Below are 14,273 nucleotides of genomic sequence, written 5' to 3' on the forward strand. Positions count from 1 at the left end.
CAGGAGAGATAACATGAAAAAAACACTGATTGCTTCCGCTTTGCTGGCTGTTTCTGCCTCACCGGCGTTTGCCGCTGCTGAAAACTACACCGTTGATACGCAAGGCATGCATGCCTCGGTAAACTTTAAAATCAACCATCTGGGATACAGCTGGATTGTGGGCCGGTTTAATGATTTCAGTGGTAACTTCACCTTTGATGAAAGCAATGCCGCCAACAACAGCGTGGAGATGACGATAAAAACGGCCAGCATCGACACCAACCACGGTGAGCGGGATCGCCATATTCGCAGTGACGACTTTCTCGATGTGAGCAAGTTTCCGGAAGCCACCTTTAAAAGTACCAGCGTCACCAAAGACGATGATGACGAGGGTGAATATGTGGTGAAAGGGGATCTGACCCTGCACGGCGTAACCAAGCCGGTGGAATTTGAAATTGAGCAGGTAGGTGCCGGTGAAGATCCCTGGGGGGGCTTCCGTCGCGGCTTTGAAGGCGAGATGGAAATAAAACTGGCTGACTTCGGCATCGACTATGATTTGGGTCCGGCCGCTGCCACTGTTTATCTGGATATGCATCTGGAAGGCGTACGCCAGTAAATAAAACCCGCCTGTGTTATGCACACCGCCCGGTCCCAAAAGCCGGGCGGTTTTTCATTTGGGACTTAAATTTGCCACAATAAACATTTACTTACCCTAAACAGGATGTGCCATGACTCAGGTTGCCGCCCGCATCGGGCATCGCTTGCGCTTTATTCGGGAGCATGGAGTGGATTTTTCTCTCTTTGTATTCAAGCGCATGCAACAGGACCGGCTTAAAATTACTGCCGGTTATCTTACTTATATCAGTCTGTTGTCGCTGGTGCCCATGCTGGCGGTGGTGTTTGCCATGATGTCGGCCTTTCCCATGTTTGCCGAGCTGCGCGAGACCATTCAAAACTTTGTGTTCAGCAATTTTGTGCCGGCCGCCGGAGACGTGGTGCAAAAGAACATTCAGGGCTTTATCGACAATGCATCCAAAACCACTGCCATCGGTGTGGCGGCACTGGCAGTGACTGCCATGCTGCTGATCTCGGCCATTGATGAAAATTTCAACCATATCTGGCGGGTTTCCCAGAAACGGCGCTGGTCGGTGGCTTTTTCCACCTACTGGATGATCCTGACTCTTGGGCCCATTCTGGCCGGGGCCAGCCTGGCGGTAACGTCCTACATTACGTCTATGCGCTTGTTTCAGGGTGACAGTTTCTTTGGTGTGGGAACCCTGTTGCTGAGTATGCTGCCGTTTCTGCTGTCTACCCTGATGTTTGTGGTGTTTTACATGGTGGTGCCCAACAAGCGGGTGCGCTTCAGCCATGCCATTGTGGGTGGTCTGGTGGCGGCCGTGCTGTTTGAAATTGCCAAGCGCGGTTTTGCTTTTTATATCACTCAGTTTCCGTCTTATCAGGCCATTTACGGTGCTCTGGCGACCATTCCCATTTTATTTGTATGGGTTTACTTCAGCTGGATGATAGCGCTGTTTGGTGCCGAGCTGACCGCCAGTCTGGGTGATTATGAACACAGCCACGGACTAAGCTTTGAGGATGATAAAGACGACGAGGGCTCTGACTGATGCGCACCCTGTATCCGGCAATTAATGCTAACCGGCAGTTTTGGCTGCCTGTATCCGATTTACACCAGATTTATGTGGAAGAAAGTGGTAATCCGCTGGGTATTCCCGTGGTATTGGTGCATGGCGGACCCGGGGCCGGTATCAGCCCGGAGCACAGACGCTTTTTTGATCCCGAGCGCTATCGCATTATTTTGTTTGATCAGCGAGGCTCCGGTCAGTCTGTGCCTCATGCGGAGCTTGCCGATAACAGCACGCAGGCGTTGCTGGCCGATATGGAGCAAATTCGTGTTCATCTTGGCATTGAGCGCTGGCTGGTGTTTGGCGGCTCCTGGGGCTCGACGCTGGCGCTGTGCTATGCCATTGAGCATTCGGGCAGAGTACTGGGGCTGGTGCTGAGAGGCTTGTTTCTGGGCCGGCAGCAGGATCTTGACTGGCTGTATCAGCCCGAAGGCGGTGCTGCCCAGCTGTTTCCCGACTATTACCGGGAGTTTCTGACGCCCCTTAACGGTAACGCAGAAGATCTGCTGCACCGTTACTATCAGCTGCTTACCAGTGATAATGAGCTGGCCCGGCTCAATGCTGCCCGGGCCTGGGCCATCTGGGAAGGGCGCATTTCTACTCTGCTGCCCCGGCACGATGCCGAAAGCCATTATGGTGAAGCGCACAGCGCCCTGGCACTGGCCCGGCTGGAGTGTCATTATTTTGTAAATCACTGTTTCTTTGAAGAAAACTACATTATTCGGCACATAAATAACGTGCGCGGCCTGCCCGCTGTTCTGGTGCACGGCCGTTACGACGCCATCTGCAAACCCGCCGCTGCCACCACACTTGCTGCCTGCTGGCCCGAACTTCACCTGCAAATTGTGCCCGGTGCCGGGCATTCGGCCTTTGAACCGGGTATTATGGACGCGCTTATCAAGGCCACCGATCACATGGCAAGGGAGTTGGCAGCAGTATGATTGCCCTGATTCAACGAGTAACAGACGCCTCGGTAACCGTGGCCGGCGAGCAAGTAGGTGCCATTGGCCCCGGCCTGCTGGTGCTGCTGGGGGTGGAGCGGGACGACGATAAGGTTAAAGCCGACAAGCTGCTGGCCAAGGTGCTGGGCTATCGCGTGTTTCCCGATGAAAATGGTAAAATGAATCTTAATGTACGTCAGGCGGGTGGCAGCCTGCTGGTGGTGTCTCAGTTTACTCTGGCCGCCGATACCAACAGTGGCTTGCGGCCCAGCTTTTCCCGCGGTGCGGCACCGGCAGACGCAGAGCACTGGTATGATTATTTTCTGATGGCCGCCCGGGATCAGGGCGTGGCGGTAGAAGCGGGCCGCTTTGCCGCCGATATGCAGGTAAGCCTGACTAACGACGGTCCCGTTACCTTTTGGCTGCAGGCATAAGCCTGCACGCTTCAGGGCGTATGCCCCACCCGGCATTCCTTACTTACGAATAACCACAACAGGAGCAGACCATGTATCGTGTGGTCACCCCGCAAACGGAAGCGGAACTGGAAGCCTATTATCAGCTGCGCTGGCAGCTGCTGCGTAAGCCCTGGCAACAGCCGAAGGGCTCGGAACGAGATGAATTTGACGAATATGCCCATCATCGCATGATGGTGGACGACACCGGCAAACTGGTGGCGGTGGGCCGCCTTTATGTAAGCGGCGATGAAGCTCAGATCCGCTTTATGGCGGTCATCCCGGAGTGCCGGGATCACGGTCTGGGCTCACGTATGGTGCAGGCTCTGGAACAGGTCGCCCGTCAGCAGGGAGTGCGCCGGCTGGTGATGAACGCCCGGGAAGAGGCGGTGGCGTTTTATACGCACTGCGGATTTACCGTGGTGGGGGAAGGTCCCATCAGCTTTGGCAAAATTCCGCACCGGCAGATGATTAAGGCGCTGACCCCCATTCATGAGATAAGCCACAGACCAGAGCTGTGCGACGAGCTGCAGCGCCAGTGGCACAGGCGCATTCCCATCAGTGAAAAAATGGGCGTCAAGATTATTCAGTATACCGGCAGCAAGCTGAAAACCCTGGCTAATCTCACTGCCAATTTAAATATGCATGAGTCCATGTTTGCCGGCAGCATTTACAGTCAGTGTGTACTCAGTGGCTGGGGGCTTATCTGGCTGCAAATGCAGGAATATGGCCTCAGCGGCGACATAGTGCAGAGCAGTGGTGACATTAAATATCTGACGCCGGTGTGGGACGAGCCCACCGCCGAAGTGCAGGGCCGGCTGCGGGAACAGCTGCAGCCGCTGGGCCGGGGAGAGCGGGTTAAAGTGGAGCTTAGTGTTACCTTGTATAGCGGCGATACCCGCGCCGCTCTCTTTACCGGCCGGTATGTGATCCTTCCGCATTAAGGCAGCGCCCGCACCGCGTCTGTCAGTTTGCCGGGCAGGCCGGCAGCCGGATAAGGCACAGCGCCGGTATACCAGGGCTGGCAGGGCGCGGACAACACCGGCTGATGCAGGCGCAGTTGCGGTGCGTGCCAGTCTTCGGTTAACCGAATGGCCAGCTCCCGGCAACCGGCATCGTTAATCACCCCCAGGTTGAGATCAAGCTGGCCGCCGGCGCTGATGCTGCCTCGCAGGGCCAGCAAATGGCGCACGCTCTGCAGAGCGCTGCCGTTCAGCTGCCAGCGGCCAGCCTGAACCGGCCCCTGTAAGTCGAGCCGGTAGATAAAGCCGTCATGTTGCATTAAATCCAGTCCGGCCAGGGCCGCATCCACCTGTTTGGGCCGAGGGTAGTCTTCTGCCAGCCGGTTGTGCAGCCAGTGATCCAGTCCCGCCTGCTCCACAAAAATATCCCGGCCGTCCAGCGCCAGCTTTCCCTGCCAGCTGTCGGCGTTACCGGGCTCACCGGTGAGGCTGACATTAACGGTAAGATCACCGGCAAAGCCTCTGTCGGCCCGCAGCCAGTTGCTGAGATGGCGCAGCTGCCAGTCTTTGCCTGCAAGCTCAAGCTCTGTGCTGTGAGGCGGGTAAAGCCCCATGCTGCCGTTCATTGTCAGCTGACCGTCGAGCCAGTTGCCATTGAGGTTATCCAGCAGCCATTGCTCGTCGGTAAGACGAGCGCTGAACTCAGTATTGCGGCCGATCAGGCTGTTCCAGACCAGCTCGGTCACACTGCCTTCAATTCGGGCCTGAGTGCTGAGTGGCCGCCATAATCCTGCCGACCAGGCCAGATCCGTGATAAACACATCGCCGTTATAAACAGACAGCGGCAGCTCGTTGTCCAGCGACAGCAGCTCTGTACTGGTGAGGTTGAGCTTATGAATACGCACATCCGGCACCGGCCAGTGTATATCAGGCTGCCATACCAGCTTGGTGTTGCTCAGTCGCAGCTCGTCTACGTCGAGCCTGCCCTGATCCGCATACCAGCCTAGTTCAGCCTCAATATTGCCTTCCCAGGCGTTGCCTGCCAGTGTGATGCTCTGACGCTCTTTGTCTCCCAGCCACTGCAGTGTATGGCTGTCCAGGCGCAGCCAGTCGAGGGTGGCTTCACTGGCCTGCCATTGTCCCCGGCCTTGTGGCAGCCCGGAACCTGTCCATTCCAGGTCTCTGATCTCGCCTCTGATGCCGTTAACAACAAGCGAAGGTGTGGTCAGACTGACGTTATCGAGTCCGGCCCGGGTGAGTTGCAGGGTCCAGCCTTCGGCCAGGGTGACATCCGGATTGACCGGCAGCTTTACCTGACTGAACCGGGGTCTGTTCAGACGCAGCTCGCGGCTGACCGGATCCAGCACCAGACTGCCACTGAGCAGGCCGCCAAACAGCCGGCTGCGCATATCATCCAGCTCCAGCCGGCCCTGGCGTAACTGGCCGGTAAAGCCAAATCCGGCCAGCTCCAGGGCGGGATGAGACAGCTGGCGCAGATTGCCGCTGACATCGGCATCGGCCCACCATTGCCACTGGCCGTTTTGCCGGGGTTGCCAGTTGCTGACGCTCAGCCGAATACCGCCGGCTTCCCAGCCGTTGCCGGCGAGGCTGAGGTTGCGGGTATTCAGTTCATGAATATAAACATTGGCCAGATTGGCGGGCAGTTCGGGGGGCCGGGTCTGCTCAAGGTTGAGCCTGCCGTCGATAATATCGAGAATGGCGATCTCGGTGCGTCCGGCCAGCGGTGCCAGCTGCTCCAGCTCCAGATAAACCTGGCGGGCGCTGAACCAGTCTCCGAGCCGCACGTCTTCTGCCAGCAGTTTGTAGGGTGACAGCGGATTGAATTCCAGCCGGCCAATACTCACATCCAGCTCGGTATTCTCGTTCAGCCAGGTAAGCACCGGCTTTTTCAGCTGATTCACATCCAGCAGGTTCAGCAGCAACCAGCCGCCGAGCAACAGCACCAGCAGCCCCGTCAAACCTCTTCTGGCCAGTTTTTTCATGCACTTATCCTTTTAAAACCCGCTGCTTGTATCATACATAGGCAGGACTTCGCCGGAAACTGATTTACTTTTAGTCTTCAGGCTACTCAGGAGCTGCATAAGGAGGGTGCGGGGTGTCTGCTTCACGACCGATCAAATGCCATGGCCGAAAATTGCTCCTGCATTTTCGTCATTCCCGCCATCCATGGCGGTCAGATGCATTTGCCGAGCGCTACATGGAGGTACTTGAAGCGTGTCGTGAAGTAGTGCGCCGTGCCCGACGGATCTGCACGCCGATGCAGATGACATACGGCATGCAATATTGTTTTCTCAAACCTTACCGTAGTGATCCCGAGTGCCGAGCCAGCGGCGGATCAATGGCTGCACGCAGTCGGGGTGGCGGTCGGCCAGATAGCGGGCCAGCCGTTGTACTTCCGGCAGCAGCGCCTGATCCCGCACCAGATCGGCAATTTTCAGATCTGCCAGCCCGGTCTGGCGGGTGCCGAGCAACTCGCCCGGGCCGCGAATTTCCAAGTCCTTCTGGGCGATGATGAAGCCGTCGTTGGTATCGCGCAGCACCCCCAGCCGCTGAGTGGCGGTCTTTGACAGGGGAGCGTGATAGAGCAGCACACAATGAGAAGCGGTGGCCCCCCGGCCCACCCGGCCGCGCAGCTGATGCAGCTGAGCCAGCCCCAGACGTTCGGGGTTTTCAATGATCATCAGCGACGCATTGGGCACATCCACCCCCACTTCAATGACGGTGGTGGCCACCAGCAGGTCCAGTTTGCCTTCCTTGAAATCGGCCATCACTGCCTGTTTTTCTGCTGCTTTCATGCGGCCGTGCACCAGCCCTACCTTCAGCTCCTGCAGCCGTTCCGACAGGGCGGCGGCGGTGTCTTCCGCCGCCTGGCATTCCAGTATGTCCGACTCGTCAATCAGGGTGCACACCCAGTAGGCCTGGCGGCCCTGTTCACGGCACACCTGGCGCACTCGTTCAATCACTTCATCGCGCCGGGTGTCGGGAATGGCAACCGTGGTCACCGGCGTCCGGCCCGGGGGCAGCTCGTCAATGATGGAGGTGTCGAGATCGGCGTAGGCGGTCATGGCCAGAGTGCGGGGAATGGGAGTGGCGGTCATGATCAGCTGGTGCGGATAGTGCTCGCCCTGAGTGCCTTTTTCCCGCAGGGCCAGCCGCTGGTGCACGCCAAAGCGGTGCTGCTCGTCGATAATCACCAGCTCAAGGGCGTTAAACTGCACCTGTTCCTGAAACAGCGCATGGGTGCCCACTATCATGGCCAGCTCGCCACTGGCCAGTTTTTCCAGTTGCTCGGTGCGGGCCTTGCCTTTTACCTTGCCCGCCAGCCAGCCTACTTTTATACCCATGGGAGCCAGCCAGGCGGCAAAGTTGGCGGCGTGTTGCTCTGCCAGCAGCTCGGTGGGTGCCATCAGCGCCACTTGCCCCTGGTTGCCGATCACCTGCAGCGCCGCCAGTGCCGCCACCAGGGTTTTGCCCGAGCCCACATCCCCCTGCACCAGCCGCATCATGGGCACGTTTTTATTCAGATCGGCACCAATTTCCGCTACTACCCGCTGCTGAGCACCGGTGGGAGAAAACGGCAGCCGGGCCAGAAAGTCATTCACCAGCGCCTCGGCGGCGGGCAGTGCCCGGGCCAGATGGGTCTGACCCTGTTCGCGCACCTGCAGCACCGACAGGTTATGGGCCAGCAGCTCTTCCATGACCAGTCGCTGCTGGGCCGGATGCTGGCCGCGCTCCAGCTGATCCAGCGCCACGTCCGGGGGTGGCCGGTGCAGCAGGCGCACGGCATCGTTCAGGGGAATTTGCTGATGATAGAGGCCCTCAGGCAGCAGCTCGGGCAGCGGAGTTTGCGCCAGCAGCGCCAGCGCCTGATCGGTGAGCTGGCGCAGGCTGATCTGGCGCAGCCCTTCGGTGGTGCCATAAACGGGGGTCAGGCTGGCTTCTGCGCTGACCGGATTATCGCCCTGTAGCAGAGTATATTCCGGATGAATGATCTCCAGGCCATGATGACCGGGGCGAATTTCGCCAAAGGCGCGCAGCCGGGTGCCGGCGGTGAGGCTGTTTTTCTGGGCGGCGGCAAAGTTGAAAAAGCGCAGGGTCAGGGTGCCGCTGTCGTCCCGCAGCCGGCATAGCAGCATGCGTTTGCGGCCATAGCTGATGTGGCTGTCGACCACTTCGCCCACCACAGACACATGCATGCCGGGCCTGAGTTCGGCCACCGGACAGATTTGGGTGCGGTCTTCATAGCGCAGCGGCAGATGAAACAGCAGATCCTGCACCGTTTCCAGCCCCAGCCGGTGCAGCTTTTCCTGCATTTTGTCACCTACGCCCTTGAGCAGGTTAAGGGGCATTTTGTCCGGTCTCATGGCGGCCCTTCACTGTAAATATGTACAGAGAATAGCAAAGCCGGGATTAAAATGGGACTAGGTGGCGTTCTCAATTAGTGTAAACTCCTCCCGATAGCATCAGGGCCTTCGGAGTGTAAATGAGTGAGCGTACAGTACTGAGAGATGACCAGTGGGAACGGATCAAGGACTTGCTTCCGGGTAAGGCGAGTGACTGTGGGGTCACCGCAAAGGATAACCGCCTTTTTGTTGAAGCCGTGTTGTGGATTGCTCGAACAGGAGCGCCCTGGCGGGACCTGCCAGCCTCCTTTGGCCATTGGCACCGGGTCTATGTTCGCTATAACCGCTGGTCACACAAAGGCGTATGGGCACGTATTTGGGAAGCCGTCTCGGACGATCCTGACCTTGAACACCTAATGGTCGATGGCAGTATCGTCCGGGTCCATCAGCATGGGGCCTCAAAAAAACAGAACGCGACGAACAAGCACAAGGTAAGTCGCGAGGAGGACTGAGCACCAAAATTCACCTCGCTGTCGACGCGTTGGGTAACCCGATTCGCGTGCTATTAACGCCCGGACAAGCGTCGGAATATGGTCAGGCCAATCAGTTGATTGAAGGCTTGGAAGCGGACGTTGTGATAGCCGACAAAGGGTATGACTCGGATAACTTCGTGGCCGCAATCTGTGCCAGTGGTGCCACTCCGGTGGTCCCACCCAGGAAGAGCCGGAGCAGCCCTCGGGATTACGATAAGGCGCTGTATAAAGAGCGTAATTTGGTTGAACGCGCTTTCCAAAAGTTCAAGCATTACCGTCGTATCGCGACACGATATGAACGTGTCGCGAAACACTACACTGCCATGCTCCACCTCGTATCAACAGTGATATGGTTGGCATGATTGAGAACGCCCCCTAGGGACGAATCCAGTCCCAATTCCCCAATCCCTGTTCCCTGTTTTTCAGAGTAAGCGTTTCAGTAACACATTGGCCTGAGTGCGCTGCACCCGCTTCAGCAGGCGCTGCACCGGCTCGGGATAGTCACTGAGCTGCTCGATTTCGGTGAAGTGAGTCAGGCGGCGGCAGTGCTGCAGAATATTGGCCTTTTCTTCCTCAAAAACTAACCGCAGCTTGTGCTCCGGATCCTGCAGCAGCAGGCCGTTTTCCAGATCCAGACCCCAGGCTCGGGGGTTGAGGTTGTTGCCGGTGATCATGGCCAGATCGTCGTCCACAAACAGCCCTTTGAGGTGATAGGAGTTGTGGTCGTGGTGCCACAGCATAATGTTGAGCCGGCCCTTGTAAATAAAGGTCTGGTTGGCCCGGGCAAAGCGGCGCAGGTTGGCTTCATACAGGTAGGGCAGGCCGCCTATGGTGCGGAACGGCTGGTCCGGCGGAATATAAAAATCGTTGGCGGTTTTGTCACCGATCACCAGAGTGATTTCCCGGCCTTTTTTCAGCTGGGCACGAATATCCCGGGCCAGGGATTTGGGCAGATTAAAATAGGGTGTGCAGATAAACAGCCGCTGCTGGGTGCTTCTTACCAGCAGCCGAATGGCCTTGTTCAGTTTGTTGCCCCGTTTGCCCAGGCCGGCCAGCGGCGTGACCGCCACCTCGCCGCTCTGGCGGGATTTATCATCAAACTGATACTGGCCCCGGCGCAGTTGCTGACGAAACTGCCGTATGGACTGGCGCAGCTGACGGGCAGTGGGAATGTCCGCCCTGTTCAGCGCCGGCACCGCCGGGTTGTGGGCAAACAGCCGGTCTACGTAGCCGAGCATGGTGTCGGCAAGGCTGGCATCGGTAATTTCGTGGTAGCGATCAAAACGATAGCGGCCATTCTGGTGCAGGTAGATATCGTTGATGCTGGCACCGGAATAGAGCAGGGTATCGTCAAACACAAAGCCTTTCAGGTGCAGCACGCCCAGCAGCTCCCGGCCCTTGACCGGTACGCCATAAATGGCGATGGGGTGCTTATAACGTTCGGCAAACTCCTGATACATACAGTGGTTGCCGCCCTGACCCTTGTGGCCAATCAGACCACGCTGAGCCCGGTGAAAGTCCACATAGAGGCGCACATCCAGCGCCGGGTTGGCCTGTTTGGCGTCATGCAGGGCAGTGAGAATTTCCCGGCCGGCGTCGTCGTCCTGCAGATAGAGGGCCACCAGACAGATGCGGGTTTTGGCGGTGGCAATCAGCGCCAGCAGCCGGGATTTAAAATCGGCGGCGGAGTGCAGCACCCGCACCTGATCGGCATTCACCGACAGAGCAGGCAAACGCTGAAGCAGACTTCGGTAGTAGTTGGCTAGTCGCATAATGAACCTGATTAATAACATTGCCGTTTAAGACCATACTCAAACGACAAGATTCGGTGCAGTTTACCGAATTAAGGCAAAGGGCAGCAAATCACTGCGGGGATTGGGGAGCAGGGAATAGGGAATGGTTCTACTTCCTATTCCCCAGTCCCTAATCCCTAATCCCTCAAAGCGGGCGTGTCGCCTGCTCGAGCCAGGTGAGGTCTTCGCCTTCCAGTTGCGGGCTGATCTTTTCCCAGACAGTGGCGTGGTAGTCGTTGAGCCATTCGATGTGTTTGGCTTCCAGCCAGGTGCTGTCGATCAGCCGGCGGTCAAAGGGTACCCAGGTGAGGTTTTCAAACTCAAATACCGGAATATCGCCGGAGGTGTCGGCGGGCTGCACCACTTCCAGGTTTTCACAGCGAATACCAAAGGCGTTTTCCCGGTAATAGCCGGGCTCGTTAGACACTATCATGCCGGTGGTCAGCGGCACTGTGCTGCCCTTGGGTGAAATGCGCTGAGGACCTTCGTGTACGCTGAGGTAATGGCCCACGCCATGGCCGGTGCCGTGATCGAAGTTGTAGCCCTGCTGCCACAGCGGCATGCGCGCTAGGGCGTCGAGCTGCAGGCCGCCGGTGCCGGCGGGAAAGCGGGCTGAGGCCAGATCAATATGGCCGCGCAGCACCAGGGTAAACAGTTTGCGCATCTCGTCATCAGGCTCGCCTACCGCTACGGTGCGGGTAATGTCGGTGGTGCCGTCCAGATACTGGCCGCCGGAGTCCACCAGATAGATAGCGTCCTGACCCAGCTTTCGCGGCGTGCCGTTGTCATGATGGTAGTGGCACATGGCGGCGTTGGGCCCCAGTGCCGAAATGGTGCTGAAGCTGGGCTCGACAAAATCGGCATGCTCGGCCCGCAGCGCCAGCAATTTGTCGGCCAGGGTGCCTTCGTCTTCGCGCTCGGGAGCGGGCTGCTCAAGACGGCGATCCAGCCAGGCCAGAAAGCGGCACACGGCCACGCCGTCGCGCAGGTGAGCGGCACGGCTGCCCTGTACTTCCACCGGGTTTTTGCAGGCCTTGGGCAGCATGCAGGGATCATCCGCAAACACGATTTTGGCACCGGCCTGCTCCAGCACCAGGCTGCTCCAGGCGTTGGCGGTGGCCGGGTCCAGCTGCACCCGGGCACCCTTGTTGCCCAGCTCGGTCAGTGCCTGTTCCAGGGCGTTAAAGGGCGCCAGGGTCACGTTATGGCCGCAGTGGGCGGTCAGATCCAGGCCTTCAAACTTGGCGGGCTCGGCAAACAATTGCACGCTGCCGTCCTTATGCAGCAGGGCAAAGCTTAACACCGCCGGCAGGCAGGGAATATCCCGGCCGCGAATATTGAGCAGCCAGTTAATGGGCTCGGCCTGAGTGAGTAATTGCGCGTCGATATTGCCGGCAGCCAGCTGTTCGGCAATGCGGTTGCGCTTGGCTTCGCTGTGCTGGCCGCTGTATTCCTGGCTCAGCAACAGGGCCGGGTTAATTGTCGGCTCGGGCCGGTTTTGCCAGTGATTGTCTATAGGGTTGTGCTTCACCGGCACCAGCTGCAGGCCGCGGGCGGCCAGTTTCTGTTGGGCGGCATCAAACCAGCTCCGGCTGTGCAGACGCGGATCAAAGCCCACACGAGCACCGGTATTCAGCTCGCTCAGCACATAGTCGAGCACCGGCTGCTCAATCAGGTGACGATATTCAAACAGTCTGGCATCGCACTGATGGCGCACCTGCACCGTATAGCGGCCATCCACAAATACCGCCGCCTTGCGGGCCAGCACCACGGCAGCGCCGGCAGAGCCGGTAAAGCCGGTCAGCCAGTGCAGCCGCTCGGCATAGGGAGGAATATATTCACCCAGGTGCTCGTCGTCGTGGGGCACAATAAAGGCATCCAGCTGCTGTTGCTGCAGGTCGTGGCGAACACTGGCAAGGCGTTGGGCATGAGTCATGGTGATTCCTTAACGGGTCTTGAGCAGATGTTTAATGGAATGGCCGGCGGATTCTATATGCTGGCGCAGCAGGGCGGCGGCTTCAAACTTGCGCCGCTGACGGCACAGGCTTAACAGCTGAGTATGTTCCCGCTCGGCGGTCATAATGCCTTGCCGGGAGTGCAGCAGCTCCAGCTGAATGTAGCGGTCGCAACTAAGGTTAATTTGATCCACCAGCGCCAGGGTGCGCGGCCGGTTAGCCGGGCCGTAAAGTGTGGTATGAAAGCGGCGGTTCAGCTCACTCCAGCGTTCAATCTGATCGCCGGTTTCCAGAATATGATCAAATTCGGCCAGAATGGTATCGGCCTGACTCAGCTGTTCTTCAGTGAGGTGATCAAAGGCCTGAAACAACAAGTCGCTTTCCAGCATGGCGCGCAGATAGAACAGCTCGTCAATCGCCTCGGCATCAAGCTCGGTCACCACGGCACCGCGGTGAGCCTCAAACTTGACCAGACCCTGGGCTTCCAGCTGCATCAGCGCTTCGCGCACCGGAACCCGGCTTACATTCAGCTCCTGAGCCAGGGTGTCCTGGCGCAAAGGAGCGCCGGCCTTGAACTCGCCTTTGAGAATGCGCGCCCGAAGCGTTTCTACCACCGATTGGGTAAGCGTTTTATAGGGAGCTCGGCTCATGAAAAATCGTATACGTTTTTGGTATCAGTCACTCTACTCTGCCTCTGTATGGTTGGCAAACCGGCGGCGGGGTTGCCATTGCTGAATGAGCAATGCCGTGACTATCATCACCAAACCCACCAGAGTGGCAGGGTAAATTTGTTCGCCCACCAGCAGCCACAGCAGCAGCAAAGATGCAAAGGGCGAGATAAAGATCAGATTTGAGATACGGGCAGTATTTTCCGCATAACGCAGGGCCAGCAGCCACATCACAAAGGCAAAGCCCATTTCAAACAGGCCCACATAAATGGCTCCCACCCAGCCCTGCCAGGCGGTAAGGGAAAAATCCGACAGCCAGGCGGTGGCCAGCACAATCACCGGCAGCCCCAGTAAAAAACTCAGGGTAAGAGTAACCAGCGGCTCGGCCTGGTTGCGGGTATTCAGTATCCAGTAGCCGGCCCACAGTAAGGTGGAGGCCAGTGCCAGCGCCACCCCCAGCGGGCTGTCAAAGTCCAGGCTGAGCAAATTGCCTTTGGTGGCGATGACCATGGCACCCAGGTAGCCAAGCAGTATGGCGATCCAGTCCTGGCGGCGAATGCTCTGCCCCAGAAAGGGCACCGCCAGCAGGGTAAGGGTAATGGCCCAGGTGTAGTTGAGGGTCTGGGCTTGCTGGGCCGGTAATAGATCATAGGCCTGAAACAGCACCAGATAATACAGCGCCGGATTGATCAGCCCCAGCAGGGCATAGTAACCGGGATTCTGTTTAAAGGTGCGGCCCAGCAGATGCAGTTTACCCTGGCGCACCAGCAGTCCCAGCAGTAACAACAGTGAGCTGAGGGTGGCCACCAGCAGCAGCTGGGCCGGTTCAAAGTAACCCAGCGACAGTTTGAAGGCGCTGGCCACGGTAGACCAGCAGGCCACCGCGCCCAGCCCGTATAAATAGGCTTTTTTCTGATTTTTCATCTCTTTGCCTGTCTTGTTACAGCATTGCTCAATAAAAAGGGCTGCGTGATGCAGCCCTT

At 58.0% G+C, this 14,273-nt stretch carries 11 protein-coding genes and 1 pseudogene; 6 read left to right on the forward strand and 6 right to left on the reverse strand.

Annotated elements, in window-relative coordinates:
• Positions 1 to 13 precede the first annotated feature (13 nt).
• From N2M06_RS00745 to N2M06_RS00765, 5 genes are all read left to right on the forward strand, one after another.
• A complete protein-coding gene (locus N2M06_RS00745; protein WP_346351311.1) occupies positions 14 to 595 on the forward strand; it encodes a YceI family protein in 582 nt (193 codons plus the stop codon).
• A gap of 112 nt (positions 596 to 707) precedes the next feature.
• Positions 708 to 1,604, forward strand: coding sequence for a virulence factor BrkB family protein (locus tag N2M06_RS00750; protein WP_317075689.1), 897 nt, complete (start codon positions 708 to 710; stop codon positions 1,602 to 1,604).
• Positions 1,604 to 2,563, forward strand: a complete 960-nt coding sequence (gene pip, locus N2M06_RS00755) for a prolyl aminopeptidase (protein WP_317075688.1) — start codon at positions 1,604 to 1,606, stop codon at positions 2,561 to 2,563. Before N2M06_RS00750 ends, pip begins: the two co-directional genes overlap by 1 nt.
• The gene (gene dtd, locus N2M06_RS00760; RefSeq protein ID WP_317075687.1) at positions 2,560 to 2,997 is read left to right on the forward strand and encodes a D-aminoacyl-tRNA deacylase; all 438 of its coding nucleotides are present in this window, start codon (positions 2,560 to 2,562) and stop codon (positions 2,995 to 2,997) included. The genes pip and dtd overlap by 4 nt, the downstream gene beginning before the upstream one ends.
• 71 nt (positions 2,998 to 3,068) lie before the next feature.
• On the forward strand, positions 3,069 to 3,959 hold the full coding sequence (locus N2M06_RS00765; protein WP_346351312.1) for a bifunctional GNAT family N-acetyltransferase/hotdog fold thioesterase: 891 nt from the start codon (positions 3,069 to 3,071) through the stop codon (positions 3,957 to 3,959).
• On the opposite strand, the gene N2M06_RS00770 is transcribed toward N2M06_RS00765, so the two are convergent.
• Entirely contained in the window at positions 3,956 to 5,980 is a 2,025-nt protein-coding gene (locus tag N2M06_RS00770; protein WP_346351313.1) for a hypothetical protein, read from the reverse strand. The two genes, N2M06_RS00765 and N2M06_RS00770, sit on opposite strands and share 4 nt — an antisense overlap.
• A gap of 309 nt (positions 5,981 to 6,289) precedes the next feature.
• The gene (gene recG, locus N2M06_RS00775; RefSeq protein WP_346351314.1) at positions 6,290 to 8,362 is read right to left on the reverse strand and encodes an ATP-dependent DNA helicase RecG; all 2,073 of its coding nucleotides are present in this window, start codon (positions 8,360 to 8,362) and stop codon (positions 6,290 to 6,292) included.
• A 119-nt stretch (positions 8,363 to 8,481) separates the two neighbouring features.
• Between recG and N2M06_RS00780 the strand changes: the two are divergent.
• Positions 8,482 to 9,236, forward strand: a pseudogene (locus N2M06_RS00780) (IS5 family transposase).
• A 60-nt stretch (positions 9,237 to 9,296) separates the two neighbouring features.
• Here N2M06_RS00780 and pssA read toward each other — a convergent pair.
• From pssA to N2M06_RS00800, 4 genes are all read right to left on the reverse strand, one after another.
• Positions 9,297 to 10,646, reverse strand: coding sequence for a CDP-diacylglycerol--serine O-phosphatidyltransferase (gene pssA / locus N2M06_RS00785; protein ID WP_346351315.1), 1,350 nt, complete (start codon positions 10,644 to 10,646; stop codon positions 9,297 to 9,299).
• A gap of 166 nt (positions 10,647 to 10,812) precedes the next feature.
• Complete coding sequence (locus N2M06_RS00790; RefSeq protein ID WP_346351316.1) at positions 10,813 to 12,603, reverse strand: aminopeptidase P family protein; 1,791 nt, start codon at positions 12,601 to 12,603, stop codon at positions 10,813 to 10,815.
• 9 nt (positions 12,604 to 12,612) lie between these two features.
• On the reverse strand, positions 12,613 to 13,272 hold the full coding sequence (locus tag N2M06_RS00795; RefSeq protein ID WP_346351317.1) for a GntR family transcriptional regulator: 660 nt from the start codon (positions 13,270 to 13,272) through the stop codon (positions 12,613 to 12,615).
• A 33-nt stretch (positions 13,273 to 13,305) separates the two neighbouring features.
• Positions 13,306 to 14,214 carry a DMT family transporter gene (locus N2M06_RS00800; protein ID WP_019934710.1) on the reverse strand — a complete coding sequence of 303 codons (909 nt, stop codon included), beginning with the start codon at positions 14,212 to 14,214 and terminating at the stop codon, positions 13,306 to 13,308.
• Between the last annotated feature and the right edge of the window lie 59 nt (positions 14,215 to 14,273).

Source organism: Oceanimonas sp. AH20CE76 (assembly GCF_039654065.1).
GTDB classification, from domain to species: domain Bacteria; phylum Pseudomonadota; class Gammaproteobacteria; order Enterobacterales; family Aeromonadaceae; genus Oceanimonas; species Oceanimonas smirnovii.

Coding starts and splice junctions, on each gene's coding strand:
- N2M06_RS00745 (WP_346351311.1), top strand. CDS start 14: ATGAAAAAAACACTGATTGCTTCCGCTTTGCTGGCTGTTTCTGCCTCA.
- N2M06_RS00750 (WP_317075689.1), top strand. CDS start 708: ATGACTCAGGTTGCCGCCCGCATCGGGCATCGCTTGCGCTTTATTCGG.
- pip (WP_317075688.1), top strand. CDS start 1,604: ATGCGCACCCTGTATCCGGCAATTAATGCTAACCGGCAGTTTTGGCTG.
- dtd (WP_317075687.1), top strand. CDS start 2,560: ATGATTGCCCTGATTCAACGAGTAACAGACGCCTCGGTAACCGTGGCC.
- N2M06_RS00765 (WP_346351312.1), top strand. CDS start 3,069: ATGTATCGTGTGGTCACCCCGCAAACGGAAGCGGAACTGGAAGCCTAT.
- N2M06_RS00770 (WP_346351313.1), bottom strand. CDS start 5,980: ATGAAAAAACTGGCCAGAAGAGGTTTGACGGGGCTGCTGGTGCTGTTG.
- recG (WP_346351314.1), bottom strand. CDS start 8,362: ATGAGACCGGACAAAATGCCCCTTAACCTGCTCAAGGGCGTAGGTGAC.
- pssA (WP_346351315.1), bottom strand. CDS start 10,646: ATGCGACTAGCCAACTACTACCGAAGTCTGCTTCAGCGTTTGCCTGCT.
- N2M06_RS00790 (WP_346351316.1), bottom strand. CDS start 12,603: ATGACTCATGCCCAACGCCTTGCCAGTGTTCGCCACGACCTGCAGCAA.
- N2M06_RS00795 (WP_346351317.1), bottom strand. CDS start 13,272: ATGAGCCGAGCTCCCTATAAAACGCTTACCCAATCGGTGGTAGAAACG.
- N2M06_RS00800 (WP_019934710.1), bottom strand. CDS start 14,214: ATGAAAAATCAGAAAAAAGCCTATTTATACGGGCTGGGCGCGGTGGCC.